Source organism: Pedobacter sp. UYEF25, assembly GCF_054061655.1.
On the sequence record NZ_JBSSEL010000006.1, the window covers coordinates 38,752 to 64,931 of the forward strand.

The window sequence follows — 26,180 nt, forward strand, 5'->3', positions numbered from 1 at the left end:
CTTCAGTCAGATTTAGTTTTATCGTTGAACTTTTTAATATCTTATGAAAAAATATCTCGCCCTCTTAGGGCTTTCTTTAGCCTTAATACTTAACTCTTGCTCTACTGTGCCATTATCGGGCAGAAGCAGACTTAATCTTGTGAGCAATGACCAAGTGTTGCCAATGGCTTTCCAAGCGTATAGCCAGTTTTTAGGCGAGAACAAAGTACTTCCTGCGAGTAACGCCGAAACGCGCCGAGTGAAGACAATTGGAAACAAACTCATCGCCGCTGTTACAAGCTACATGAACTCGCATAACTACGCCAATCTCATTAAAGATTATAAATGGGAGGTGAATGTAGTTCAAAATAACGAAAAAAATGCGTGGTGCATGCCAGGTGGGAAAATAGTGGTATACACGGGAATTTTGTCTGTAACGCAGACAGATGCGGGACTGGCTACGGTACTTGGTCATGAAATTGCACACGCAATTGCCGGACATTCTGCAGAACGGATGTCTCAGCAAATGGTTGCTCAAGGCCTTGGTGCTGTAGGTGGCGTTGCGCTCTCGAAGGATCCCAAAGCCCAATCTGTTTTTAATACCCTATATGGTGTTGGTACTCCATTGGCGATGTTGAGTTTTAGCCGTGGACAAGAGTTAGAAGCAGATCATTTGGGTTTAATTTTTATGGCGATGGCCGGGTACAATCCCTCAGATGCTGTTAGTTTTTGGCAGCGAATGGAGGCAGCAGCAGGAGACGGACAAAAACCACCTGAATTTTTAAGTACACACCCAAGTGATGCTAGACGTATTTCAGAAATTAAAGGTTACCTTCCAGAAGCAAGTAAGTATTATAGGAAATAAAAATAGGTTAATAAAAAGCCTAACCTAATCGACTTAGTGTTAGGCTTTTTATTGATCTGTGCGACTGACTTAAATAGGTAAATCTTTGAATCTGCCAGATTACGTCATTGGTAAAAAATATTTTAAATTTTTAGATATCTTCCAATTTAAAAGTCGCACCAGCCCGTATCCCTTTATCGGTTTTTTCCAACGTACAACATTCGTTAATTGGATCATGTTCTAGCATTAAAATCCAGTCTTCCTCCACTGCTTTTTCCAAAAAGGCACTTTTTTCTTCCAAAGTTTTTATTGGAAACATGTCATACGCCATTACATAAGGTAGTGGAAGATGCCCCACTGAAGGCAAAAGATCTGCCATATAAACCAACGTTTTATCCTTATAAGTTATTTTGGGCAACATCATCGCATCCGTGTGGCCATAAGCAAAATCGATTTTGATGCTTTTCTTCCATTGCAAGTCCTTTTCTTCCGTAATAAATTTCAGTTGTCCACTTTCTTGAAGTGGCAAAATGTTTTCCTTTAAAAAAGAAGCTTTCTCACGTTCATTTGGTTCGGTTGCCCAAAGCCAGTGTTTTTCATTGCTCCAATAGTTAGCGTTTTTAAAAGTAGGCGATAATTGCGCTCCTTCTCTTTTTACTGCCCCTCCAACATGATCGAAGTGAAGATGAGTTAAAAATACATCGGTAATGTCTGATAAACCAAATCCTAAATGCGCTAAAGATTTCTCCATTGTGTCATCGCCATGCAAATAATAATGACTAAAAAATTTATCGCTTTGCTTATTTCCAATACCAGTATCAACTAATATTAAACTGTTTTCATCCTCAATCAGTAGGCAACGCATGGCCCACGTGCAAAGGTTGTTCTGGTCGGCGGGATTGCTTTTTTGCCAAATAGACTTTGGCACCACGCCAAACATCGCCCCTCCATCTAACTTAAAAAGTCCTGTATTTATGGTGTGTAGTTTCATTTCGGTGTTATTTACTAGTTAGATGTTAGTATAAAGAAAACGAAGTCAGAAAGTCAGAAAGTCGGCAACTCCGAAGGCGTAAGTTAACATGGAGTCACTCCCCTCCTTAATTTAAGGGCGGCTGTTGATAATTTTGGACGCTTTTACACGCCATCCACTGTATTTTTTGGGAGAAAAAAAAAGCCCAAAAAGATGCCGTTTCTGTCGTTAGCGCTAGCGAGTCTTTAAGAGAAAAGTATCAAGATAACAAACTCACCACCAAACAACTTAACTGCTGGACAACTCTACACCAAACGATTAAGCGCCAGACAACTTAACAACTCAACAATTCAAGCACTTGATGACCAAACATCTAAACGTCAAACATCTTTTACCTTAAACCTTACATTTTTTACCCACACACCTTATAGGTGTATCACCTCACCATAAGCATCTGCAGCAGCTTCCATAATGGCTTCACTCATTGTTGGATGTGGATGAACCGCTTTTATTATTTCGTGACCCGTAGTTTCTAGTTTTCTTGCCACTACTATTTCTGCAATCATTTCTGTAACATTAGCACCGATCATATGTGCACCCAACAATTCCCCGTATTTTGCATCGAAAATAAGTTTTACGAATCCGTCCTTTACGCCTGCTGCACTTGCTTTGCCAGAAGCAGAAAATGGAAATTTACCAATCTTTAATTCATAACCCGCTTCTTTTGCTGCTTTCTCTGTATATCCAACAGAAGCAATCTCGGGTTGACAATAAGTACATCCAGGAATATTATTATAATCTAGTGGTTCTACATGCTGACCAGCAATTTTCTCCACACAAATAATCCCTTCCGCTGACGCCACGTGAGCCAAAGACTGTCCACCAACTGCATCGCCTATCGCGTAATAGCCTTTTACACTAGTATTGTAAAATTCATCGGTTACAATTTTACCCTTTTCAGTTTTTATCCCAACTTCTTCAAGACCTATATTTTCTAAATTCGCTACAATGCCGGCGGCAGAAAGTACGATGTCTGCCTCAACGGTTTTTATTCCTGAAGCAGTTTTTATTTGCACTTTACAACCATCTCCGCTGGTATCAACAGATTCCACGCTTGAGGAGACCATTACGTCTATACCAACTTTCTTAAGGCTACGAAGCAGTTGTTTGGAAACGTCTTCATCTTCAACAGGAACTATATTATCCATAAATTCGACCAAGGTAACTTTCGTACCCATGGTTGCATAGAAATAAGCAAATTCCACACCTATGGCACCAGATCCAACAACCACCATACTTTTTGGCAATTCTGGCAGCACCATTGCTTTGCGATAGCCTATTATTTTAACTCCGTCTTGCTTTAGATTTGGCAATTCTCTAGAACGCGCTCCTGTAGCAATAATGATGTTTTCTGCGGAAAGCTCTTGTTCTTTTCCATCTGCATCTTTAACAACTAGTTTGTTACCGGGCTTTAAAGTGCCGGTACCCATTACCACATCTATTTTGTTTTTCTTCATCAGGAACTGAACGCCTTTGCTCATTCCATCTGCTACTCCCCTACTCCTTTTTATCACTGCAGGAAAATCAGCCTTCGCTTCTGAAGTGCTTATGCCATAATCTGCGGCGTGGTTGATGTACTCAAAAACCTGCGCGCTCTTTAAAAGTGCCTTAGTGGGAATGCATCCCCAATTTAAACAAATGCCACCTAAAGATTCTCGTTCAACAATTGCAGTTTTCAAACCTAGTTGAGAAGCCCTAATGGCAGCTACGTAACCTCCGGGGCCACTACCTAATATAACAACGTCGTAATTCATCATATAAAAATTAAAAGAAAGTTTTAAAAGCCTCCATCAAAATGTATTAGGAGCATTTAACGAATTTCATCTCTCAGAAGGCATTGTTTTAAATATCAATCGCACTTTGATGATTAAAATCCGTCAACTTCCAAAACTAAAAAAATGTTTCTAATTAAACGACAGTTCAAAAAACGATTACAAAAAAATGGATTGAAAAAATCTTGCTGCCATCGGAAACCATTTGTTTTTATTAAGTCAATTTTTTCATAAAAATATAACTTGTTAAAAATTATGAGGTTGCATCGTCAAAATGTTGAAAAAATAGTGGAGAGTTAACGATTATTTAACACCAGAAGTTAAAATGTGTTAAAAAGTATTCCCTACATTTGCGCCATTAAACATAAAAACTTATTATTCAAGTAAACAAGTATGAAAAGATCTCTACTTTTTAAATTTGTACTGTTAATTGTCACTTTTGTAGGATTTTCTGCCGTTTCTAAGGCTCAGGTTACTACTTCTTCAATGACAGGTACAATCAAAGACGCAAAGGGTACGCTACCTGGTGCAACTGTTAAAGCCACGCACACCCCAACTGGAACGGTGTATACCGTTTCTACAAACAATGATGGTAGGTTTACGATTGGCGGTATGCGAGTTGGAGGTCCCTACACAATCGAAATTAATTTTATTGGCTACCAGCCTCAAAAATTAACAGATGTTTATTTAAAATTAGGTGAACCATACCAGGTAAACGTGGTCCTAAACGACAACAGCTCTACACTTGCAGAAGTAAAAGTTATTGGACAGTCTAATTCTATTTTAAATTCGAAAAAAACTGGTACTTCCACGGTAATAGGTCAAGCACAGATTGAGCGCCTACCCACCATTTCCAGGAGTGTAAACGATATCACGCGTTTGACGCCACAATCTAACGGAACAGGTATTGGAGGCGGTAATTATAGAGGTAATAATTTTACCGTAGATGGTGCCAACTTTAACAATCAATTCGGTATCGGCCAAAACATTCCGGCCAATGGCTCGCCTATTTCGCTAGACGCCCTTGAGCAGATCTCTATTAACGTTACCCCTTATGATGTTCGCCAGACAGGATTTACCGGGGGTGCGGTATCTGCAGTGACTCGCTCTGGAGGTAACAAATTCTTCGGCGGTGCATTTTACACCATGCGCGGTGACGATCAACAAGGCAAAAGAATAGGCGATGTAAGATTAACTAATGTACAGCCCTTAGACGAAAAAAATTATGGCTTTAATCTTGGAGGTCCAATTGTAAAAGACAAATTGTTTTTCTTTGTTGATTATGAAAAGAAAAAAACAACGGCCCCGGGAAACAACCGTATTGCTGCAACACCTGCTAACCCATACGGAAATTTGAGTAATGTTGCTCCGGCAAGTGCAGATTTTTTGAATTCCGTAAAAAGTTATTTGTTAAGCAAATACAACTATGATCCAGGTGTTTATCAAGGATATAGCAATATTAGCGATAACGAAAAAATATTTGCTCGTTTAGATTGGAACATTTCAAAATCTCAGCGTTTTAGTGTTCGTTACAACCAAGTGGAAAGTCAAAGTCCTAGTTCGGCGAGTACTTCTACTTCTGGCTCTGGGGTTACCGGTGTTTATGGTTATGGAAACAGTAGATCTGGATCAAATCAAGATGCAGGTTTAAACTTCTCAAACTCTAATTACTTCCAAGCATCAAACCTTTATACGGGTGTTGCAGAATTAAACTCTTCTTTCGGAAGCAAGATTACCAATGTGTTGCGTGCAACTTATGCGCATCAAAACGACCCTAGAACGTCAACGTCGGCTGTTTTTCCATTGGTAGATATTTTAGATGGTACTCAGAGTGCGAGTAGCGCAGGTAAAGTACTCACTACTTTTGGTTATGAGCCGTTTACATTTGGAAATTTAAGAGATGTAACCACTTACACTTATAGTGATGATTTGAGTTTGGCATTGGGAAAACACAATGTAACCTTTGGCTTGCAGGCAGAATACAGCACTACTAAAAACGGTTTTCAACGTTTCGGAACAGGATTTTACACCTTTGCTAATTTCGATGATTTTAAAAACGGCGCAAATCCGTTACAGTATTCCATTACCTATTCAGAAAATGCAGATGGATCACAAGCATTTCCTAGCTTCAAGTTCGCTCAATATTCGGCCTATTTGCAAGATGAGTATGCTGTATCTGACCGTTTTAAATTGACAGCAGGGTTAAGAGTAGAACAACCTAGATATCCTGATGTGTCTGAGATTAAAACACATGAATTGGTTTTAGCGCAGACATTTGCAAATGGAACAAAAATCAATACTGGTGAGCTTCCTCAAAATAGAATCAGTTATTCTCCGCGTTTCGGTTTTAACTGGGATGTAATTGGCGATCGTTCACTTCAAATTCGTGGTGGATCTGGAATTTTTACAGGCCGTATTCCTTTTGTATGGATTGTTGCACAATCGGGTGATGCAGGATTACTGCAATATACTCAAGCATATAGCGGACCTAATAACGTTCCGGGTCCTTTTAATCCTGATGTTAACGCTTATATCCCAAGCCCAAAAGCGACTCCAGGAACAACGATACCTGGAAACATCAGTTCTAATTCTAAAAGCTTGAGATTCCCTCAAACGTGGAAATCAAGTTTGGCTTTTGATGTAAAACTTCCTTATGGAATTGTGGGTACGATAGAAGGTATTTACGGTAAAGATTTATATGCAGCTACTGCACAAAATGTAAACCTAGTAGATCCAACTCCGTTAAACATCCCGGGTTATCCTGATAACAGACCATTTTATCCTTATACTAGTGCGGGTAAAACAGGAGATCGTCAAGTGGTTAGAATAAGTGGTTCAGGTTTGCCTGACCCAAATGGCACCTCTACCTTAAACGTTACTCAATTAACCAACTCTAAAGGTGGGTACAACTGGCAAGCAACTGCGCAATTAAGCAAACAGTTTAATAAAGGCGTATCTCTAATGGTTGCTTATACCCATTCAGAGCAACGTAATTTTGGCGACGGCGCAGGCGATCAATTGATTAACTTATGGTCAATCCCAGAAACTAGCGGGAATCCAAACAGCCCGACTTTAAGTTATTCTAGCAATTTGAATCCAGATAGGGTGATTGCAAGTTTATCTTACCGTAAAGAATTCCTTAAAAACTTAGCAACAAACATCTCTGTATTCTATGAAGGTACCCAACAAGGACGCTTTTCTTATGATTATTCGGGAGATTTTAATAGGGATGGTCAACGTAACGATTTAATTTACATTCCAAAAGATCCATCAGAGATTATTTTTTCTCCGATAACCAAGAAAAATGGAACGGTTACAACAACAGTATTTACTTCGCAGCAGCAAAGTGATGCGTTTTTTGCCTATGTTAAACAAGACAAATACCTAAGCAAACATCAAGGTGAATATGCTAAACGTAATGGAGCGTTATTGCCTTGGAGAAATCAAGTGGATTTTAGGTTGTCACAAGAAGTATTTAAAAACATTGGCTCTACAAAAAACTCGGTAGAATTTAGTGTAGATATTTTTAACCTCGGAAATCTCTTTAATAGAAATTGGGGCAATGTAAATTATGTAAATAATTCGCTTATCTTAAGTCCAACTAATGTATCAAACATTAACAATACAACTAAGCCAACCTTTAATTTAGCTACAACAGGTGGTCAATTAATTACGGATAGTTTTGGAGTTGCTCAAACAATTTCCTCTACCTATTATATGCAGTTTGGCATACGTTATAAGTTTAACTAATAGTTAAATTTGTGCCTAGACATAAAAGCCTCGACAAATGTCGGGGCTTTTTTTTGGAGACTGAGGAATTAAAGTTGGGTGATCTCTATTTACACAAGAACAAGCTTAGACGTATTAAACCGCTTTTTGCACACAAAGTGTAAGGAAGCCAAAAAGCTTTTTGAGCACTAAGTTGTAGTTTCCCTAGGCTTAAAAAGAAATATAATTTCAAGTAAGGAATCTAGTTGTAGAAGTTAAAACTTAACCCTTAAAAATATTCAAACGTTCCTTTTTCGCTTTCGATGGTTACCTGTTTTTTATCGCTTTCTTCTACTCGACCGATAATCTGCGCATCGATATTAAAGGTTTTTGAGATTGCGATTAAATCCTCGGCAATTTCTTCTGGAACATAAAGTTCCATTCTGTGACCCATGTTAAACACCTTGTACATTTCTTGCCAATCGGTGTTAGATTCTGCCTGAATTAATTGGAATAGTGGCGGAATTGGAAATAAATTATCTTTGATCACATGCACATCATCGTTTATAAAATGAAGCACTTTAGTTTGAGCGCCTCCGCTGCAATGCACAATGCCACTAATCTGATCGCGATAACTAGTTAACATTTTTTTTATGACAGGTGCATAAGTTCGGGTAGGTGATAAAACCAACTGACCGATGGTTGTGCCAGCAGGAATATCTTTTCCATAACCTAATGATGCTGCATCATCTGTAAGTTTTCTACTCCCTGAAAAAACCAAATCATAAGGAACAAATGGATCAAAACTTTCAGGATATTTTTCCGCCACCGACTTATCAAAAACATCGTGTCTTGCTGAAGTCAGGCCATTAGATCCCATTCCGCCATTGTACTCCGTTTCGTAGGTAGCAATTCCTGACGAAGAAAGGCCAACAATTACATCTCCAGGTTTAATGTTGTGGTTGCTAATTACGTGGCTGCGTTTCATCCGACAGGTAACAGTAGAATCAACTATAATCGTTCTCACCAAATCGCCAACATCGGCAGTTTCGCCACCCGTAGAATGAATTGATATACCGAGTGTTCTCAAATTTGATAAAATATCCTCTGTTCCATTGATAATTTCCGCAATAACTTCGCCCGGGATTAAATTTTTATTCCGTCCTATGGTAGATGAAATTAAAATATTTTCGGTTGCACCTACGCAAATTAAGTCATCAACATTCATAATGATTGCATCTTGCGCAATGCCCTTCCACACCGAAATATCTCCGGTTTCTTTCCAATATACATAAGCTAAAGAAGATTTTGTACCCGCACCATCGGCATGCATGATGTTACAATACTCGGGATCGTTGCCCAAAATATCTGGCACTATTTTACAAAAAGCTTTAGGGAAAATCCCCTTATCTATGTTTTTTATGGCATTATGCACGTCCTCTTTTCCCGCAGAAACACCGCGTTTGTTATACCTATTATCGCTCATTGTGGCGCAAAGATACAATTTAAGAGAGAAATTTTGCCCTTAGAAATCTATTGATAAAAGTTAGAATTGCTCTTTAGTTCACAATAAGCAGTATTTAATTAATAAATAATTTAGCATTACAACCCATTGAGGCACTCTTATCCACTTTTGAGAAAACCTTTCTTGGTTGAAAAGGACGAGAAAGAAGTGATTTCAATCCTTATCGCTAGAAAGTCGCCTAACACCAGATCGACGTAATTAGAAATCTGAATTTATGAATCATTTATTAATTTCTAACTGGATGAACCATAGAGCGACCGGGCGTCTTTATGATTTCCATAAATAATTCGTAGCTTTAAACAGCCAACCTTAACCGGAAACTTTATGGAACGCTTATGTACAGATTGTGGCGCCAAGCTTAAAGGCAGGGCAGATAAAAAATTTTGTGATGACCTCTGCCGCAGCAACTTCAATAATCACTTAAATATAGATGATAAAAGTTTTTTGAAACAAGTAAATCAAATTTTAAAGAAAAACAGGGCTATTTTAATTGATAAAAATCCTCACGGTAAAATAAAAATAAAACGAGATGAGTTAGTACGTAAAGGATTTAATTTTGCTTATCATACCCATACATATGCCACACAACGAGGAATTACATACATTTTTTGTTATGAATATGGCTATCTCCCATTAGAAGACAATGAAGTTTTGCTAGTTCGTAGGGAAGAAAAATAGCCCAATAAGACATCCTAAAACTGAGCGAGCTTAATGCTTACGGCTACAAAAAAGCTGCGCGCAAAAGTCTTAATAGATGTTTACCAGATCGACAAATTTCCTAAATCTAAAAAAACGTAATTTTCAATAAGGTAGTCTGTGCAGCTAAATGCTGTAGCTTCGATTTAAAATATTTACCGAAATCGATAACGAATCTCTGTAAGCATTAAGAAATCTTTCGCAGATAGAACATTCGGTCAACGGAAATTGTTAAAGACATCAGAAACACAGCTTTTAACTTTGGCAGGTAAGCCCGATGCTGAATTATACTTAAGTCGATCGAAAAAACAATCCAGCAATGACAGATGCAGAATTAGATAGAATAATAGAAATGGCTTGGGAAGATAGAACACCTTTTGAGGCGATTACTTTCCAATTTGAGCTTTCGGAGGCGGAGGTTATAAAGTTGATGCGAACTACGTTAAAAGAAAGTTCTTTTAAATTGTGGCGAAAGCGCGTCAATACCGGCGTTAGTCAAAAACACCTTAAAAAGAGAATTGGCGAGGTAGATAGATTCAAGTGTTCGAGACAAACAGCTATTTCTAGCAATAAAATTTCAAAACGGTGAATTTCCCAACTAAATTGGTGGAAATTGAAGAAAGACTGAAAACAATCGATCCAAAAAACTATGCGGGAACGCGCAATTTTAAAGATGGATGCGTAACGTATTTAAGTCCTTATGTATCGAGAGGGGTGCTATCTACCAAACAGATTTATGATCACGTAAGAACGCTGGATTTAACGGCTTATCAAGCAGAAAAGTTTGTGCAAGAATTGGCTTGGAGAGATTATTGGCAGCAGGTTTGGATCGTTAAAAAAGAAGAGATAAAGCAAGATCTAAAATATCCCCAACAATCCATTTCAAAATACGGCATTCCGAAAGCCATTATCGAAGCGAACACTGGAATAATTGCTGTGGATGAAGCCATTAAAGAATTGTACGCCTCCGGTTACATGCACAACCACATGCGCATGTATGTAGCATCAATTTGCTGCAATGTGGCAAACGTACATTGGCTCGCCGCTGCTCAATGGCTATATAGTTTACTTTTAGACGGAGATTTAGCGAGCAACCATTTGAGTTGGCAATGGGTAGCCGGAACTTTTTCTAGTAAAAAATATTTTGCAAATCAATCCAATATCAATAAATATTTTAATTCGGATCAGCAAGACACCTTTTTGGACATTGAATACAGTGAGTTTGCTGACCTCGGCATTCCAACTATTTTACGAGAAATAGTTTCTTTTGAGACGGCAACAGTACTGCCAAATATGGAAAAACCAACGCTCGATAAGTATAAAAAGACGCTCGTTTACAACTATTACAACATAGATCCATACTGGCATAAAGACGAAGATGTGCAGCGAATTTTTTTAATGGAGCCCTCGTTTTATAAAAAATATCCGGTAAGCCAACAGTGTATTGATTTTGTGTTAGCACTGACACAAAATATTGACGGGATAAAAATATATATCACAGATTTTGCTGATTTGCTAACTGAAATTGGTGCTGAAAACCTTGTTTACAAGGAACATCCTACGAATAGCCATTACAAAGGATTAGAAGAACCGAGAAAATGGCTAAGTAGCGTAACTGGCTACTATCCATCATTTTTTGCATTTTGGAAAAAATGCGCTAAAAACCTTAAATCAGAAATAAGCTAATTAATAAAAAAACATCCCGTTAAAAAAGCATACATGCAACTAAATAAACAAGAAATTGATACCCTAGAGCGAAAGTATAAACTCAATTTAATAAACTCTATCTCTGGAATAAAACCTGCGAATCTGATCGCAACGAAATCATTAAGCGGTGAAGACAATGTTGCGATATTTTCTTCCGTCGTTCACCTTGGCTCAAGTCCTGCGCAATTGGGTTTTGTTATGCGCCCTCAAAACGAGTCTGAGAGCGACACCTACTTGAATATCAAAGAAACTGGTTTTTACACAATTAACCACGTGTCTGAATCTTTTCTAAAAAAAGCCCATTATACCTCTGCCAAGTTGGACAGAGTTGAATCAGAGTTTGATTGGATGAAGATTGAAAGAGCGGTTATTGCCGATTTTTCGGCTCCGTTTGTTGCGGCAAGCTCGGTAAAAATGGGGATGAAACATTTGGAAAGCATCAATTTACCTAATGGATGCATCTTCATTATAGGTTCGGTAGAACTACTTCTCGCGCCAGACAATTGCATCGACGAGCTTGGTCAACTGCAGCTTTCGGATTACAGTTGTGTTGGAGTTTCTGGGTTAAATACCTATTATAAACTAGAAAAGTTAGAAAGCTTTCCGTATGTAAGAAATCATGAAATTCCCCATTTCGAATGAAGAAAAGTGATTTACCGAGTAAAATATGTTTGGTCTGCGGAAAGCCTTTCGAATGGCGTAAAAAATGGGAAAAAAATTGGGAGTCGGTAAAATATTGTAGCGAACGTTGTAAAAGAAATAAAAATGCAAAAAGCTATTAATCTGGTCTTCCCTAATCAGCTTTTTGTTGAAGGTGAACTTTTAGAAAACGGCGCTGAATTCTATTTAATAGAAGAAAATCTATTTTTTACAGAATTTCTTTTTCATAAACAAAAAATTGCTTTCCATCGTTCTTCTATGAAAAGCTATCAGCAGTTCTTAGAAGACCGCAACAAGAAGGTAACTTACATCGATTATAACAGTAGATTATCAGACATCAGGTTATTTTCTGAAGAAATAGCTAAACGAAATATCACGGAAATAAATGTATTTGATCCGGTCGACAATTGGTTGGAGAAAAGATTACACTTCGCTGCAAAAAAATGCAAATTAAACATCTCTCCTTCTCCCCTTTTTATTAACAGCGAAGAAGATTTGAGAAGTTTTTTCAATTTCGATAAAAAAAATTTTTTACAGGCGTCTTTTTATAAGGACCAGCGCTTAAAATACCACATCTTATTAGATAACGATAAAGATCCCGTTGGCGGCAAATGGTCGTTGGATGCAGAAAACAGGAAAAAATATCCAAAAGGCAAAACTCCTGCGCCTGTTCATTTTCCAGAAGAGAATCCTTTTTGGAATGAAGCATTAATCTACACCGAAAAACACTTTAAAAACAATCCAGGAAAAATCTCTAAGGAAAGAATTTATCCAATCGACCATAAAGAAGCCAACGATTGGTTTTCACAATTTTTGGAATATAGATTTTTCGATTTCGGCCCTTACGAAGACGCAATTGTGAGTGGCGAAACATTTTTAAATCACAGTGGCTTATCTCCTTTGATCAATGTTGGCCTAATAAGCCCTTCATCAATATTGACTGAAACACTAAATTTTGCAAATAAGGAAAGAATTCCATTGAATTCTACAGAGGGTTTTATAAGACAAATTGTTGGCTGGCGCGAATTCATAAGAGGAATTTACAAAGCCAAGGGTAGTTATTCTAGAACTAAGAACTTTTGGAATTTCAATCGAAAAATACCAAGGTCTTTTTATGATGGGAGTACCGGAATTCCTCCAATAGACGAAACTATTAAAAAGGTTTTGAATACGGGATATTGTCATCACATAGAACGTTTGATGATTTTAAGTAACTTTATGTTGCTGTGTGAGTTCGATCCAAATGAGGTGTACAAATGGTTTATGGAGTTGTTTATCGATGCTTACGATTGGGTAATGGTACCAAATATTTACGGAATGGGCCAATTTGCCGACGGTGGCGTTTTTGCGACCAAACCCTACATCAGTGGCTCAAACTACATTAACAAAATGAGCGACTATCCGCATGGGGACTGGGAGCAGATTTGGGATGGATTGTTTTGGCGCTTCGTGCATAAAAATCAAGATTTTTTTAAATCAAATCAGAGAATTTCAATGCTTTACTACGCCTATAGCCGCTTACCTGAATCAAAAAAAATACAACACCTTGATACCGCCAACAAATTTTTAGACACAATAAATTAGCATTTCTTATTCCATTCATTACCAAAGCACCCGTACCATGATTCGTCAAAATAAAAATAACTAAAAAATTAGGTCGAAATTTGCCAAATCGAAAATCTGTTGCTAAATTTCGAAAAAAACATGAAAGCAACTCTTTTTATTTTCCTCCTGTTATCTGGATTTGGATTATCTGCACAAGAAAAAACAATAAAGAAGCCAGAATATGTCGTTATAGCGAATGATAAAATCATCAGCATGAAAGAAGTGGAAGAATATGGCAAGCAAAATTATGTAAAAGCGATGAACAAAGGCGTTTCGACAGAAGTTAGGGACGAACTTGCAAAAAAATTTGGAGATAAGATTGGAGATAAAGAATTCGTAATCATTATTGTCCTCTACACAGAAAAAGAACATGCGGAGCGATTGGCACAGATCTCCTCTACACCCGCAGATTCAAGTTTAAAAAGCGACCCAATTGATGAATTTAAGGTTAAGGTTGGCGACCATGCAAAAGACTTTAAAACACTGTTGATTGATGGGAAAGATCTTAATTTCTCTGATCTGAAAGGAAAAGTAATTCTGGTCAATTTTTGGGCAACCTGGTGCGCGCCATGCCTTATGGAATTCGCGGAAATCCCAGAAAAAATTCTGACTCCTTTTAAGAATGATCCATTTATTTTCTTACCTATTTCTATCGGCGAAAGCAAAGATGTTGTATCAGAAAAAATGGCGGATCTAAAAAAATATAGTGTCCATTTCAACTCAGGTACCGATCCAGAAAATAAAATATGGAATGAATACGCCACAGGATCCATTCCAAAAAGCTGCATTATTGATAAAAAGGGAATTATCAGGTATTTATCGGTTGGAAACGCAGTAGGAAATGTTGATAAATTGGCTGAAGAAATTAAGAAGCTTTTGGAAGAATAACGTGAAAACTATGAAATTAAGTCATGTGATAAAAACGCATCAAAATGTTTAACAATTCATTTTCATGCTACGCATTTATTTGAATGTTTGTTGTTGCAAAACAAAATTTCTTTTGCACAAGATTACCGCTCCTGCCTAATTATCCATTAAAGACTTTTTTACCCTCTCTCAGCTAATGTTATTTTTTATTTTATAATTGCCTTCTATGTTTATAAACTTTTGCCAAGCTGTCGAAAATACCTCCTCAGCCTTGTGTGATATCTTTGACAGATTCCTGAATGCTACATGCCATTTGGCGTAAATTATACGTCGTCTTCCTCATCGCGAGAAACTCTAAATTAGCTAAACATCAAAATATAAGTATGCGGTTTGAATTGACGAAATATCTGAAAAAAACGTGCTATAAAAAATGATAGGAATTTGCAAGGCAATAAATCTTAAAAAATCCTACTTTGCTAATGCCCGCCAAACTTTCTAAACCAGTAACAACTTAAATACTAAGTGCTCTAAATTTAAAACCAACTATGAGTTCTCTATCTAGACGTTTGTTTATCGAAAAATTCGGCATTGGCTTGGGTGCAACTGCTAGCGCTTTAACAATTCCTTCTATCTTAAATTTTGCCGAAGCAAATGCCGAAATTTACGAAGGAAAAAAGCTAAATATTGCATTGTGCGGACTCGGAAACTATGCGGGGGCCTTAGCAGATGGGTTAGTGGAGAGCAAATACTGCAAACTGAACGGCCTTATTACTGGTCATCCCGCGAAAGCGGAAAGCTGGAAAAACAAATATAATGTGCCAGATAAAAACATTTATAATTATAAAAATTTCGACGCGATAGCGGATAATAAGGACATAGACGTGGTTTATGTCGTGTTGCCAAACGCTTTGCACAAGGCGTTCACCATTAAGGCAGCAAAAGCAGGTAAGCATGTTATTTGTGAAAAACCAATGGCAACTTCGGTAAAGGATTGCGAAGAAATGATAAGCGCTTGTAAAAATGCCGGCGTACAGTTGGCAATTGGTTACCGCCTACACTTTGAACCAACTCATAAAGAAATTATGAGATTTGGGCAAGACAAAGTTTTCGGTCAAGTACGTTTTTTGGAGGCTGGTCTTGGTTATAAAACCTACGATACAATGTTAAAAACTGATTCAAAAAATTTTAGCATAAATGCCGCTTCTGAATGGCGACTAAGAAAAGCCATGGCAGGCGGTGGCCCATTAATGGATCTAGGAATTTATTGTATACAAGCAAGCCGTTATGCATTGGGTGAAGAACCGACTAGTGTAACCGCACAATTTGGCCCCATAAATGATCAAATTAGGTTTGCACAAGTAGAGGAAAGCATTACTTGGAAAATGGAATTTCCAAGTGGCGCCATGTCGGCATGCACAAGTTCCTACGGCTTTAACATAGATCGATTTTATGCAGGTGCAGATGATGGTTTTTTTGAGCTTAGCCCTGCCTTAAGCTACGGACCATTTAAAGGAAAAACAAGTAAAGGAGAAATAAATTTTCCGGTAATCAATCAACAAGCGGCACAATTAGATGGCCTTGGAAAATTGATTTTAGAAAAAAAACCGTTGCCCTCGCACATTACCGGTGCAGAAGGAATAAAAGACGTAAGAGTTGTAGAGGCAATTTATAAAGCGGCAGAAACAGGCACTAAAATTTTATTGAAATAGCGCTCAGGATAAATCTAAAGAACAGGTTGCCCATAATACCAATTTATATATCTTAGCTAAAATAAAAACGTAGAATCTGTGTGTTGAATATATTACGCTGTTATATTTCAGATTACAGTTTGCCGTTTTAGGGCTTATGAATTGGATTTTAATTCTAGAATTACTTTACGTCGTATTCATTATTGCAGTCTGTCTACGCATCGTTTTTGACACAGATGATGTTACAAAAACACTTGGCTATCTTTTGGTAGTCATCTTTTTACCAATAATTGGCGTATTCATCTACTTTTCATTTGGAATCAACTATAGGAAGAATAAACTCTACACTAAGAAAATTATTCTCGACAAAAAGCAACGAAAGCTCCTGTTGCAGAAACTACAGGCGTACAGTACCGAAAACTTAAAACAGCTTTCGGCAGGAAGTAACTACCAGCACCTCGCGAAAATGCTGTTCAAAACAGATCAAAGTCCCCTAACCTGCAACAATGAGGCATTGTTGCTCATAAATGGCGAAGATACGTTCCCTGAAATAATGAAGGAACTTAAACTAGCGCAGCACCACATTCACGTAGAATACTACATTTACGAAGACGACCATATCGGCAACGAAATAGCAGACATACTTATCCATAAAGCTCAATTGGGCGTTCAAGTACGTTTTATTTACGATGATTTTGGGAGTTCTTCCATTCGAAAACACCTTGTTAAAAGACTGCGGAGAGGCGGGGTAAAAGCCTATCCATTTTATAAAATAAAGCTGGTGCCCTTGGCAAACAGATTAAACTATCGAAATCATCGAAAAATAATTGTGATAGATGGAACAACTTCATTTATTGGCGGCATAAACATAAGCGACAGATATACCAACGACACGATCGGCAACACCTACTATTGGCGGGATACGCATTTAAAATTATTCGGACCAGTTACCTCGCTGCTGCAACACATTTTTATTGGCGACTGGAATTTCTGCGCCGCAGAAACTTTGCCAATTGAAAAAGACTACTTCCCTATGTTCGATCCCTTGCCGCATAAGGGCAATAAACTCGTACAAATTGCATCGAGCGGCCCTGATTCAAACCATCCAACCATTTATTATGCCATCGTAAAAGCAATCTCTTCCGCAAAAAAAGAAGTGTTGTTAACTTCTCCGTATTTTATTCCCGGAGATACAATTTTAGACGCAATAATCATGGCGGCACTCTCCGGCGTCAAAATAAAGCTTTTGCTCCCAGGAATTTCAGACTCTTTGTTCGTTAATGCAGCATCTAGGTCATATTTTAGCGCTCTATTGACCGCAGGTGTCGAGATTTATCTCTATCAAAAAGGATTTGTACACGCAAAAACATTGGTTGCAGATAGGTATCTGTCTATTGTAGGTACTGCAAATTTAGATTACAGAAGTTTTGATTTAAATTTTGAGGTAAACGCCATCCTGTATGACTATGAAATAGGAGCGCAATTGGCCCGAGCTTTTGAGAAAGATATTCAGGACGCAGAGATAATAAATGTGGATAGGTGGCTCAAAAGACCTAAAAGGAAGCAGCTTTCAGAGAAAATTATTAGGCTGGTATCTCCTTTGCTTTAAAAATTAGATTCTTTTTTGACCTATTTTAGCGGCTTAAAACCTTTTAAATTTTATCTTCAATTGCGAAAAAAGCGCATAACTAAAGGAAGTGACTATCTATTTTCGAGCTTTCAAATCGTAAAAAGTTCCTCTTTAAAAACCTTATTTCTTTTAATTGAACATTTCATAAAACTATTCAACAACTTAAATGTCTCCCATGTTATCATTCTATTTTTAGTAGTCAATACAAAATGTACGCTTCTTTAAAAAACTTCTTAAAAAGTAAAACATCTTTTAATGAAGACAAATTAGATGAAATTTGTGCCTTTTTTACGCTTCTCAAAACAAAACGAAACCAAATTCTTTTGAGCTATGAACAGACCTGCAAATACTATTATTTCGTAAATAAAGGCTGTGTTAGGTTATATACGTTAACTCCTGATGGCAATGAAAGCTCTAGGTATTTCGCTTTCGAAGGTAATTTTGTAACTGCATTACCGAGTTTTATCGATCAACAACCCGCTGAAGAATTTTTACAAACCATAACGCCAGCTCAACTGCTTTGCATTAGGAGAGAAGATTTTTACCGCTTAGTTGAAACCCTTCCTGCTTTTGCAAAAATTTACACCGAAATTTTAGAGCTTGGGTTTATTGTTGCTCAAAAAAGAATCTACGGCTTTCAAGGTTTTGATGCGTTGGAAAAGGTAAAATGGATTATTCAACACCAACCAAAACTCCTGATTAACGTCTCTAATAAAATGGCAGCATCTTATTTAGGCATCTCCCCTTCTACGCTAAGCAGAATAAAATCTAGGTTAAACTAGTATTAGGTAGTGGTTATCTATAAAACTAGCATCGCAAATCAACAACTTTCTTAATAACTATATAAAGCCAATGCTTTAATTAATTATTTGGGCGGCTGTATCTGCCAGTTCAGGGGCGTGGTTAAGTTTTTCACCCCAAAAGCTAAAACTTAACCGGCACTGTATTCGGCCCTTACCATCCAGGACGCAAACTACCAGCGTAAAATATTCCACATCAAGTAAAAGGAAATTCAATTTAAGAATGCTACCAATTAATTATAAAAAAATTAACCAATCCACAAAACATTGACTTAGGACAACGTTTTGGGCATTCCAGACCTGTATTTTTGTTAAAAAAAAGATCATGAAACTAATCACCATTCTTTTCACACTACTAACAGCAACAGCATTTGCACAGTCTAATGGGCAATCTAAATCTTTAAAGCCATCTGCCGGCACTTATGTAAGATCTATAAACACTTTAACATTGAATGCTGCTTTTGAACTCACAAAAGTTGCAACTGCTGAAGCAGCTAGTTTGAATAAAACGGTCTCCATTGCGGTGTTAGATGCTTTTGGAAACATAATATTGCTTGTTCGAGGCGAAAATGTAGGTCCGCATAATACAGAAGCCTCCCGAAGAAAAGCTTACACCGCGCTTTCTACCAGAACAGCAACCCTTGTTTTATTGCGTAACGCACAAAAAAATCCGGATACAGAAAATTTAAACACCTTACCAGAACTATTGTTAATGAGTGGCGGAACGCCAATTTGGTATAAAGCCGAAGTGATTGGAAGTATCGGAATATCTGGCGGTGGCAGTGCAGAAAATGATGATTTAATAGCAAAATCTGCAGTCGTTAAGTCGTTTGGATTTACAACATCAAAATAATTTATCTTTTAAAAAAAACCATATGAAAAATTTAGCAATCACCTTTTTAATTGCAATGTTTGCATCCGTAACCTTTGCACAGAAACCAAAATACCAATTGTCGAGCCATATTTTAGACATTTCTAAAGGTATGCCAGCGGCCGGAGTAAGTATTAAATTAGAAAAATACAACGAGCAAAATAAAACTTGGAGCTTTGAAGCTGAAAAGAAGACTGATGAAAGTGGAAGAATTCCTGATTTTTTACCTTCAGACAAATCCAATATCGGCGTCTATAAACTTACCTTTTATACTGAACCATACTTTAAAAAGAGTCATGTAGAGAGTTTTTATCCTTTTATAGAAGTTGTATTTCAAATTAAAGATGGCAAACATTACCACGTGCCAATTACCTTATCCGCATATGGTTATTCTACGTATAGAGGAAACTAGCTTGCTCAAATAAGATTTCCATTTGAGATAATATACATCCCTGAAGCTTTAAAAAAAGCTTGGGGATTTTTTTTTAAAACTGCAATGGATAATGATCAATGAAAATTTGGAATACATGCCAGACAAAAAAGAGTTTGTTGTTTCTAATAAGTTATTGATTTAATGTACACTTAAGAGCGAGACAATAACCAACTGATATATGGCTTAATTAAATCTTTATTTCATTGATGATGGACTAGAATAGATTGTAAAACCAACTCATTATTAATGGTCATTACGGTAAAAACAAGCCAAAACGTCAATAAAAAACTTATTATTAGAAAGTTAGTCAGCATTAAACAAAGGTTCAAGACAGAATTTCCGAAAATAAAAAGCAAACCGCCTGTGGCACTTATTTTGATTTAATGCGAGATATGAACTTCAACAACTTTACCATAAAAGCGCAAGAAGCGGTACAGAAGTCCTCTGAGATTGCACTTGCCAATCAACAACAGGCCGTTGAACCGGCACATCTTCTGAAGGGTCTTCTTACAGTAGATGAAAATGTGGTTTCGTATGTGTTAAAAAAAATAAACGTAAACCTAAATACGCTAAATACCAACTTGGATGCTGAAATAGCGAAATTCCCAAAAGTTAGTGGGAGTAACATCTATATGTCGAGCAATACCAATTTGGTTTTGCAAAAAGCTACCTCTTATTTAAAAGAGTTTAAAGATGAATTTGTGTCTGTAGAGCATTTGCTATTGGCTATTTTATCTGTAAATGACAATACTTCAAAACTTTTAAAAGAGCAAGGCGCGACAGAAAAAGATCTCAAAAAAGCCATTATGGAGTTGCGGGGAGACAATAGGGTAACAGATCAGAATGCGGAGGCAACCTATCAAGCGCTAAGCAAGTACGCACGGAATCTTAATGAGTATGCAGAAAGCGGAAAATTAGATCCGGTAATTGGTAGAGATGAAGAAATTAGGCGAGTGATCCAAATTTTATCCCGACGCACAAAAAACAATCCTATTTTAATTGGCGAACCAGGTGTTGGTAAAACTGCCATCGCCGAGGGCATAGCTTTTAGAATAATAAAAGGCGACGTACCTGAAAACTTAAAAAGTAAAGTGGTCTATTCGCTAGATATGGGTGCGCTGATTGCGGGAGCAAAATACAAAGGCGAATTTGAAGAACGTTTAAAAGCCGTAGTTAAAGAAGTTTCGCAAAGCGATGGGGAAATTGTATTGTTTATTGATGAGATACACACGTTGGTAGGTGCAGGAGGTGGCGAAGGTGCGATGGACGCCGCAAATATTCTAAAACCCGCATTGGCTCGAGGTGAACTTCGGGCAATTGGCGCCACTACTTTAGACGAATATCAAAAATATTTGGAAAAAGACAAGGCTTTGGAACGTCGTTTCCAAAAAGTAATGGTTGAAGAGCCCGATACGCAGGATGCGATTTCTATTTTACGTGGTTTGAAAGAGCGCTACGAAACTCACCATAAAGTCCGAATTAAGGATGAAGCCATTATCGCGGCAGTAGAAATGAGCCAACGCTACATTTCAGATCGTTTCTTACCCGATAAGGCCATTGATTTAATGGATGAGGCTGCTTCTAAATTGCGGATGGAAATGGATAGCGTGCCTGAGAATGTAGACGCGCTCGACAGAGAAATTATGCGTATGGAAATAGAACGCGAAGCCATAAAGAGAGAAAAAGATGAAAAAAAGGTAAAAGAATTGTCTGAGGAGCTTGCAAATTTATCTGCGGAACGCGACGAGTTAAAGGCTAAATGGCAGAGTGAAAAAAACTTGGTAGACAATATGAATACCCAGTTGGAACAGATTGAGCACTTTAAATTAGAGGCCGAGCAAGCAGAACGTGCGGGAGATTATGGAAAAGTGGCGGAAATTAGGTATGGCAAAATCAAAGAAGCTCAAGACAAAGCCGAAAAATTAAAAGCGGAATTAGAGCAGCAACAAAGTGGCAGTAGAATGCTAAAGGAGGAAGTTACTGCAGATGATATTGCAGGAGTGGTAGGCCGTTGGACCGGTATTCCGGTAAATAAGTTGATTGAAAGTGAGCGCGTAAAATTATTGAGCTTAGAAGACGAACTTCATAAAAGGGTAGCTGGCCAAGATGAAGCAATCGAAGCCATTTCTGATGCCATACGAAGATCTAGAGCTGGTTTACAAGACAAGAAAAAACCAATTGGTTCCTTTATCTTTTTAGGAACAACCGGAGTAGGTAAAACTGAACTTGCAAAAGCATTGGCAGAGTTTTTATTTAACGATGAAAATGCATTAACGAGAATAGACATGAGCGAATACCAAGAAAGGCATGCGGTATCTCGTTTAATTGGAGCGCCTCCAGGATACGTAGGTTACGATGAAGGCGGTCAGCTTACAGAAGCGGTAAGACGCAGACCTTACTCGGTTATTTTATTGGATGAAATAGAAAAAGCACATCCCGATGTATTTAATATATTGCTTCAGGTATTGGATGATGGCCGCTTAACCGACAACAAAGGGAGAACGGTGAATTTTAAAAATACCATTATCGTAATGACCTCCAATATTGGCGCCAACATGATACAGGATAATTTTAAAAATCTAACCGATGAAAATCGAGACGAAGTAGTTGCAAAAACCAAAAATGAACTTTTTGAGATATTGAAACAAACCATCCGCCCCGAATTTTTAAATAGAATTGACGAGCTAATTATGTTTACTCCGCTAAACAGGACAGAGATTAGGGCTATTGTAAATTTGCAGTTTAAGCAAGTACAAAACACCTTGGCTGAAATGGGAATAGAAATGGATGCGAGTCAGGAGGCTTTAGATTGGTTAGGCGAACTTGGTTACGACCCACAGTTTGGTGCTCGTCCGTTAAAAAGAGTTATTCAAAAACGAATTTTAAATGAACTATCCAAAGAAATTTTAGCAGGGAAAATAAGCAAAGACAGCAAGATTAAGCTAGATATGTTTGACCATAACTTCGTTTTTGTAAACGTGACAGCGCAGCAATAAAATCACCAAATCCAAAAAAAAGCGCAGACAAATGCTGCGCTTTTTTTAGGTATGAGGTTTTTTCACTACATTTTTCTAAAAAAACCATGAGAATAGTCATTCCCATAAAGCATCACTATTTTCTCAGGCCGATCTTTTAAAAAGAGGTCGCAGGCTAGTTTTACACCAGGATTTGCATCCAAACCTTTATCGCCTGCTGCACCGTCATGATAATCCATCAACACACAAACTGCTCCTTTGCTCAGTTTTTGATAAATCTGTTCAAAACAATACAATATAATATCTCGGTGTTCAATTCTATCGCCACCAAAGCCACAGTCGATGTGCACAAAACACAGTTTTTCTGGCAACTGAGTCGGCAAAGTTTTATCAAAATATCCCTTATGTAGCGTAGGCGGTTTTAAATTAGCTGTCTTAAAATTCTTTAGAAGTTCGTCTTCTACCCCTCCTGTAAAGGCAAATTTTGTTTCGAAACTATCGTAAAGATGTAATTTTTTTGAAGACTGACTCTGTTCGATGACTTTTTCAAAAAGCAAGGCACATTGGCCTGTAAAGCACCCTAGTTCCACGACATCGCCTTCCACGCCATTGCCTATGACAGACTCTAACAACAGGTAATAATTCATACGCTGCTCAAGTGAGTTCATATCTAGGGTAGAATCCGGTTTAGGCTGCAACTTGTATCGAAATCCCGCCCTATTCATTGCGGCATTTATATACCTCACTAAGTTTGATTTTTTAGGCAGTGAAAAAGGATGTTGGGTGATAAAAAAATTATTCATATGATTTAAAAACTCAGATAACAACTCCTTAAAAGTAATTAAAAATATAAGTTATCATTCAAAAAAACTTAATTCTCAAAATTGATTCGAATCAAAGTTACCGGAAACACCTAAACTTAATTAGCCAATAATATTCGCAACTAAAAACGTGTTCCTAATGTCTATCTCCTAAAAATATGATTAAAATCATTTCTGTTAATTCAAACCTTTGATACATTGGCGGCATTAAAATCATAGACTTATGCGAACAGCGTCGATATTAGAAGACCTTAGATTTAATGAAACAAAACCTGCAGTTTCGGTTTTGATGGATACGGCCTTCACCAAAGAGATACGGATCCTTTTTAGAAAAAACCAGTGTATGAAAGAACACAAGGCGCCTTTGCCAATTGTGGTAGAAATTGTAGATGGAGAAATAGATTTCGGGGTAGAAGGCAATAATTTAAATTTAAAAAGAGGACAATTGATCTACATAGAAGCCAACATTGCGCATAACCTAACAGCAATTTCAGATTCCATTGTTCGCTTAACGCTGTCTAAAGGCGACGACGCGAGTAGAGTAAAAGACGTAACAAAAAGTTAATTTAAGATAATAGACGATCATAAAACTGATTGCGTTCTTGGTTAACGATGTTTTACAGAAATTGTTGGCCATATTTATGGAAGTAATAAAGGAGTTTGGTCAACTACAATGGGTTTCTAAAGAAAGTATACAGGCCAGAATGTAATTAAAAAGTAGGAAACGACTTTTATAAAGACTACTTGATTTCCAAGATAAGTTAACTCACACTAGGCATAAACAGAACATGTTATCTATCAAAACATTAAAAAGCCTTTGGGTATAATAATGACGACTATTTTGTGTAGGTTTTTGAAGGAGACTATCGGAATTTTATTGTTTCCATTTTTAGAAAAAAACAGTAAATTTAGTCACACACAAATACACACACCATGAAGTTTACTCTATTAACGGCGGCACTGCTGTGCGCCCTTGGTTTTGGCTGTTATGCCCAGACCGAAAAAGGCAATTCTATAATTGGATTGAGTTTTAGCTACTCGAGCGATAAGCTACAACCAGAAAATGATCGCGTAAATAACTTCTATTTAACACCTCGGTACGGATATTTTTTAAAAGATAATCTAGCACTTGGTATAGAACTACCATTTAACCTTTCGCGATTAAAATTTAAAAATTTTCAAACATACAACAACCAAACTGGCTTCTACGAGGACAGGTCTGAGCCGAAGGAGTTGAGTATAGGATTTTCGCCCTTTTTAAGAAAATACTTCCTAGCGCAATCAAGCTTGGTTTTTTTTGCCCAGGCCAATCTTTTGATGCTCGTAAACTCACTTAACATAATAGAAAGGGGTTATTTGCTGAGAACCGATGTAAAAGTTAAGGGCTTGGGTGCAAACTTAAGCGCAGGCATTATGGTAAAAGTGACTAGCCACACAAGATTAGAATTTAGCGTGCCATTTGCGAGCTTTTTTCATCAGTCCTATTATGACGGAACTTCGGACTACAACTACAAAAAGAAGAACAGCGTAAATGTATTTCCAAATCTATTAACCCCAACACTTGGCTTTAATGTTTATTTCTGATATCTAAATTATATTTCCACAAAAAAACACGAACGTTGATAAAATCCTGCAAAAATCGTTTTTTGATTTCATAGTTTTGCGGCAAATAATCCATAATCATGAAAATTAAAGTTCTATCTATTTTTTCTATCGCGGCGGTTCTGTGTATAAGTTGCCAGTCTAAATCTGAGCAAAGAGAGAAAGACAGCTCCAATAAATCAGACACAACTGTTGTAGCGGAAAGTGATCCTACAGAAAAAATTGATGTCTCGCAAATAAAGAAAGCAGATGCGGCCTCCATTTTAGCGCGCAAACAAGTGCCTATTTTATGTTACCATCAGGTTCGGAATTGGATAGAAAGAGACGGAAAAGTGGGCAAGGATTACATTGTGCCCATCCAAAACTTTAAAGACCAAATGAAAATGTTAGCCGATAGTGGTTACCACACCATTTTGCCCGACCAATTATATGCGTATTTAAACACGGGTGCAAAACTACCAAGCAAGCCGATAATGCTAACTTTTGACGATACGGATGAAGATCAATTTACCATCGTTCGACCTACCTTAAAGAAATATGGCTATAAAGCGGTGTATTTTATCATGACCGTTTCTATCGGTAGGAAAGGAAAATTTGTAAACTACATGAGTTCAGAACAGATTAAACAGCTTTCTGATGAGGGCAATATTATTGGTAGCCATACCTACGATCATAAAAATTTTAAAAAATATGCTGGGAAGGATTGGGAAGAACAATTAGATAAACCAACAAAAAAGCTAGAAGATATTACTGGCAAAATAATGACTGAATTTGCCTATCCTTATGGCCTGTGGAACGCAGAAGGCTTTCCTGAATTGAAGAAACGTGGTTTTAGAATGGCATTTCAACTGAGTACCAAGCGAGATGAAAAAGAACCATTACTGACCATTCGCAGAATTATAGCTAGTGGCTATTGGACACCAAAAACGTTAAGCAATAGCATTAAAAACAGTTTTTAAAAAATCTG

Annotated in this window: 22 protein-coding genes; 18 read left to right on the plus strand and 4 right to left on the minus strand. The window is 37.4% G+C overall.

The features are described from left to right. Nucleotides 1-43 precede the first annotated feature (43 nt). A complete protein-coding gene (locus ACVWYG_RS07615; RefSeq protein ID WP_457269578.1) occupies nucleotides 44-844 on the plus strand; it encodes a M48 family metallopeptidase in 801 nt (266 codons plus the stop codon). Between the two features lie 130 nt (nucleotides 845-974). Here ACVWYG_RS07615 and ACVWYG_RS07620 read toward each other — a convergent pair whose 3' ends face one another. Both ACVWYG_RS07620 and lpdA read right to left on the minus strand, forming a co-directional pair. Beyond that, nucleotides 975-1,814 carry an MBL fold metallo-hydrolase gene (locus ACVWYG_RS07620; RefSeq protein WP_457269579.1) on the minus strand — a complete coding sequence of 280 codons (840 nt, stop codon included), beginning with the start codon at nucleotides 1,812-1,814 and terminating at the stop codon, nucleotides 975-977. Between the two features lie 404 nt (nucleotides 1,815-2,218). After that, nucleotides 2,219-3,607: a dihydrolipoyl dehydrogenase gene (gene lpdA, locus ACVWYG_RS07625; protein WP_457269720.1), complete on the minus strand. Its 1,389-nt coding sequence runs from the start codon at nucleotides 3,605-3,607 to the stop codon at nucleotides 2,219-2,221. 411 nt (nucleotides 3,608-4,018) lie between these two features. On the opposite strand from lpdA, the gene ACVWYG_RS07630 reads away from it, so the two are divergent. After that, complete coding sequence (locus tag ACVWYG_RS07630; RefSeq protein WP_457269580.1) at nucleotides 4,019-7,375, plus strand: TonB-dependent receptor; 3,357 nt, start codon at nucleotides 4,019-4,021, stop codon at nucleotides 7,373-7,375. Nucleotides 7,376-7,622: 247 nt separating this feature from the next. Here the strand turns inward: ACVWYG_RS07630 and ACVWYG_RS07635 are convergent, their stop codons facing one another. Beyond that, nucleotides 7,623-8,819, minus strand: coding sequence for an AIR synthase related protein (locus tag ACVWYG_RS07635; RefSeq protein ID WP_457269581.1), 1,197 nt, complete (start codon nucleotides 8,817-8,819; stop codon nucleotides 7,623-7,625). A gap of 363 nt (nucleotides 8,820-9,182) precedes the next feature. On the opposite strand from ACVWYG_RS07635, the gene ACVWYG_RS07640 reads away from it, so the two are divergent. The 13 genes from ACVWYG_RS07640 (at nucleotide 9,183) to clpB (ending at nucleotide 22,811) form a co-directional block, all read left to right on the plus strand. Next, nucleotides 9,183-9,536, plus strand: coding sequence for a hypothetical protein (locus ACVWYG_RS07640; protein WP_457269582.1), 354 nt, complete (start codon nucleotides 9,183-9,185; stop codon nucleotides 9,534-9,536). Nucleotides 9,537-9,873: 337 nt separating this feature from the next. Next, nucleotides 9,874-10,143: a TIGR03643 family protein gene (locus tag ACVWYG_RS07645; protein WP_457269583.1), complete on the plus strand. Its 270-nt coding sequence runs from the start codon at nucleotides 9,874-9,876 to the stop codon at nucleotides 10,141-10,143. Further along, the gene (locus tag ACVWYG_RS07650; RefSeq protein WP_457269584.1) at nucleotides 10,140-11,240 is read left to right on the plus strand and encodes an FAD-binding domain-containing protein; all 1,101 of its coding nucleotides are present in this window, start codon (nucleotides 10,140-10,142) and stop codon (nucleotides 11,238-11,240) included. The genes ACVWYG_RS07645 and ACVWYG_RS07650 overlap by 4 nt, the downstream gene beginning before the upstream one ends. Nucleotides 11,241-11,273: 33 nt before the next feature. After that, a complete protein-coding gene (locus tag ACVWYG_RS07655) occupies nucleotides 11,274-11,903 on the plus strand; it encodes a flavin reductase family protein (protein ID WP_457269585.1) in 630 nt (209 codons plus the stop codon). Continuing rightward, complete coding sequence (locus ACVWYG_RS07660; RefSeq protein WP_457269586.1) at nucleotides 11,900-12,043, plus strand: DUF2256 domain-containing protein; 144 nt, start codon at nucleotides 11,900-11,902, stop codon at nucleotides 12,041-12,043. The genes ACVWYG_RS07655 and ACVWYG_RS07660 overlap by 4 nt, the downstream gene beginning before the upstream one ends. After that, entirely contained in the window at nucleotides 12,027-13,505 is a 1,479-nt protein-coding gene (locus ACVWYG_RS07665) for a cryptochrome/photolyase family protein (RefSeq protein WP_457269587.1), read from the plus strand. The genes ACVWYG_RS07660 and ACVWYG_RS07665 overlap by 17 nt, the downstream gene beginning before the upstream one ends. Nucleotides 13,506-13,625: 120 nt before the next feature. Beyond that, nucleotides 13,626-14,414: a TlpA family protein disulfide reductase gene (locus ACVWYG_RS07670; protein WP_457269588.1), complete on the plus strand. Its 789-nt coding sequence runs from the start codon at nucleotides 13,626-13,628 to the stop codon at nucleotides 14,412-14,414. 524 nt (nucleotides 14,415-14,938) lie between these two features. Continuing rightward, nucleotides 14,939-16,102: a Gfo/Idh/MocA family protein gene (locus ACVWYG_RS07675; protein WP_457269589.1), complete on the plus strand. Its 1,164-nt coding sequence runs from the start codon at nucleotides 14,939-14,941 to the stop codon at nucleotides 16,100-16,102. A 136-nt stretch (nucleotides 16,103-16,238) separates the two neighbouring features. Then, nucleotides 16,239-17,690, plus strand: a complete 1,452-nt coding sequence (gene cls, locus ACVWYG_RS07680) for a cardiolipin synthase (RefSeq protein WP_457269590.1) — start codon at nucleotides 16,239-16,241, stop codon at nucleotides 17,688-17,690. Between the two features lie 230 nt (nucleotides 17,691-17,920). Further along, complete coding sequence (locus tag ACVWYG_RS07685) at nucleotides 17,921-18,493, plus strand: Crp/Fnr family transcriptional regulator (protein ID WP_457269591.1); 573 nt, start codon at nucleotides 17,921-17,923, stop codon at nucleotides 18,491-18,493. A 343-nt stretch (nucleotides 18,494-18,836) separates the two neighbouring features. Further along, nucleotides 18,837-19,364 (plus strand): GlcG/HbpS family heme-binding protein, encoded by a 528-nt coding sequence (locus ACVWYG_RS07690; protein ID WP_457269592.1) that lies wholly within the window; start codon nucleotides 18,837-18,839, stop codon nucleotides 19,362-19,364. 22 nt (nucleotides 19,365-19,386) lie between these two features. Then, the gene (gene uraH / locus ACVWYG_RS07695; RefSeq protein WP_457269593.1) at nucleotides 19,387-19,794 is read left to right on the plus strand and encodes a hydroxyisourate hydrolase; all 408 of its coding nucleotides are present in this window, start codon (nucleotides 19,387-19,389) and stop codon (nucleotides 19,792-19,794) included. Between the two features lie 413 nt (nucleotides 19,795-20,207). Next, complete coding sequence (clpB, locus tag ACVWYG_RS07700; RefSeq protein WP_457269594.1) at nucleotides 20,208-22,811, plus strand: ATP-dependent chaperone ClpB; 2,604 nt, start codon at nucleotides 20,208-20,210, stop codon at nucleotides 22,809-22,811. A 65-nt stretch (nucleotides 22,812-22,876) separates the two neighbouring features. Here clpB and ACVWYG_RS07705 read toward each other — a convergent pair whose 3' ends face one another. Then, nucleotides 22,877-23,593 (minus strand): TylF/MycF/NovP-related O-methyltransferase, encoded by a 717-nt coding sequence (locus ACVWYG_RS07705; RefSeq protein ID WP_457269595.1) that lies wholly within the window; start codon nucleotides 23,591-23,593, stop codon nucleotides 22,877-22,879. 241 nt (nucleotides 23,594-23,834) lie between these two features. Between ACVWYG_RS07705 and ACVWYG_RS07710 the strand changes: the two genes are divergently transcribed. From ACVWYG_RS07710 to ACVWYG_RS07720, 3 genes are all read left to right on the plus strand, one after another. Then, nucleotides 23,835-24,176, plus strand: a complete 342-nt coding sequence (locus tag ACVWYG_RS07710) for a cupin domain-containing protein (RefSeq protein ID WP_457269596.1) — start codon at nucleotides 23,835-23,837, stop codon at nucleotides 24,174-24,176. Nucleotides 24,177-24,544: 368 nt separating this feature from the next. Beyond that, entirely contained in the window at nucleotides 24,545-25,195 is a 651-nt protein-coding gene (locus ACVWYG_RS07715) for a hypothetical protein (protein ID WP_457269597.1), read from the plus strand. Between the two features lie 98 nt (nucleotides 25,196-25,293). Further along, nucleotides 25,294-26,172, plus strand: coding sequence for a polysaccharide deacetylase family protein (locus ACVWYG_RS07720; protein WP_457269598.1), 879 nt, complete (start codon nucleotides 25,294-25,296; stop codon nucleotides 26,170-26,172). Nucleotides 26,173-26,180 lie beyond the last annotated feature (8 nt).

What these genes read in the sequence shown, in the direction of transcription:
- ACVWYG_RS07720 (WP_457269598.1), top strand. Translation starts at nt 25,294, where the DNA reads ATGAAAATTAAAGTTCTATCTATTTTTTCTATCGCGGCGGTTCTGTGT.
- cls (WP_457269590.1), top strand. Translation starts at nt 16,239, where the DNA reads ATGAATTGGATTTTAATTCTAGAATTACTTTACGTCGTATTCATTATT.
- ACVWYG_RS07685 (WP_457269591.1), top strand. Translation starts at nt 17,921, where the DNA reads ATGTACGCTTCTTTAAAAAACTTCTTAAAAAGTAAAACATCTTTTAAT.
- ACVWYG_RS07670 (WP_457269588.1), top strand. Translation starts at nt 13,626, where the DNA reads ATGAAAGCAACTCTTTTTATTTTCCTCCTGTTATCTGGATTTGGATTA.
- clpB (WP_457269594.1), top strand. Translation starts at nt 20,208, where the DNA reads ATGAACTTCAACAACTTTACCATAAAAGCGCAAGAAGCGGTACAGAAG.
- ACVWYG_RS07630 (WP_457269580.1), top strand. Translation starts at nt 4,019, where the DNA reads ATGAAAAGATCTCTACTTTTTAAATTTGTACTGTTAATTGTCACTTTT.
- lpdA (WP_457269720.1), bottom strand. Translation starts at nt 3,607, where the DNA reads ATGAATTACGACGTTGTTATATTAGGTAGTGGCCCCGGAGGTTACGTA.
- ACVWYG_RS07620 (WP_457269579.1), bottom strand. Translation starts at nt 1,814, where the DNA reads ATGAAACTACACACCATAAATACAGGACTTTTTAAGTTAGATGGAGGG.
- ACVWYG_RS07660 (WP_457269586.1), top strand. Translation starts at nt 11,900, where the DNA reads ATGAAGAAAAGTGATTTACCGAGTAAAATATGTTTGGTCTGCGGAAAG.
- ACVWYG_RS07690 (WP_457269592.1), top strand. Translation starts at nt 18,837, where the DNA reads ATGAAACTAATCACCATTCTTTTCACACTACTAACAGCAACAGCATTT.
- ACVWYG_RS07675 (WP_457269589.1), top strand. Translation starts at nt 14,939, where the DNA reads ATGAGTTCTCTATCTAGACGTTTGTTTATCGAAAAATTCGGCATTGGC.
- ACVWYG_RS07615 (WP_457269578.1), top strand. Translation starts at nt 44, where the DNA reads ATGAAAAAATATCTCGCCCTCTTAGGGCTTTCTTTAGCCTTAATACTT.
- uraH (WP_457269593.1), top strand. Translation starts at nt 19,387, where the DNA reads ATGAAAAATTTAGCAATCACCTTTTTAATTGCAATGTTTGCATCCGTA.
- ACVWYG_RS07665 (WP_457269587.1), top strand. Translation starts at nt 12,027, where the DNA reads ATGCAAAAAGCTATTAATCTGGTCTTCCCTAATCAGCTTTTTGTTGAA.
- ACVWYG_RS07635 (WP_457269581.1), bottom strand. Translation starts at nt 8,819, where the DNA reads ATGAGCGATAATAGGTATAACAAACGCGGTGTTTCTGCGGGAAAAGAG.
- ACVWYG_RS07705 (WP_457269595.1), bottom strand. Translation starts at nt 23,593, where the DNA reads ATGAATAATTTTTTTATCACCCAACATCCTTTTTCACTGCCTAAAAAA.
- ACVWYG_RS07710 (WP_457269596.1), top strand. Translation starts at nt 23,835, where the DNA reads ATGCGAACAGCGTCGATATTAGAAGACCTTAGATTTAATGAAACAAAA.
- ACVWYG_RS07640 (WP_457269582.1), top strand. Translation starts at nt 9,183, where the DNA reads ATGGAACGCTTATGTACAGATTGTGGCGCCAAGCTTAAAGGCAGGGCA.
- ACVWYG_RS07645 (WP_457269583.1), top strand. Translation starts at nt 9,874, where the DNA reads ATGACAGATGCAGAATTAGATAGAATAATAGAAATGGCTTGGGAAGAT.
- ACVWYG_RS07715 (WP_457269597.1), top strand. Translation starts at nt 24,545, where the DNA reads ATGAAGTTTACTCTATTAACGGCGGCACTGCTGTGCGCCCTTGGTTTT.
- ACVWYG_RS07655 (WP_457269585.1), top strand. Translation starts at nt 11,274, where the DNA reads ATGCAACTAAATAAACAAGAAATTGATACCCTAGAGCGAAAGTATAAA.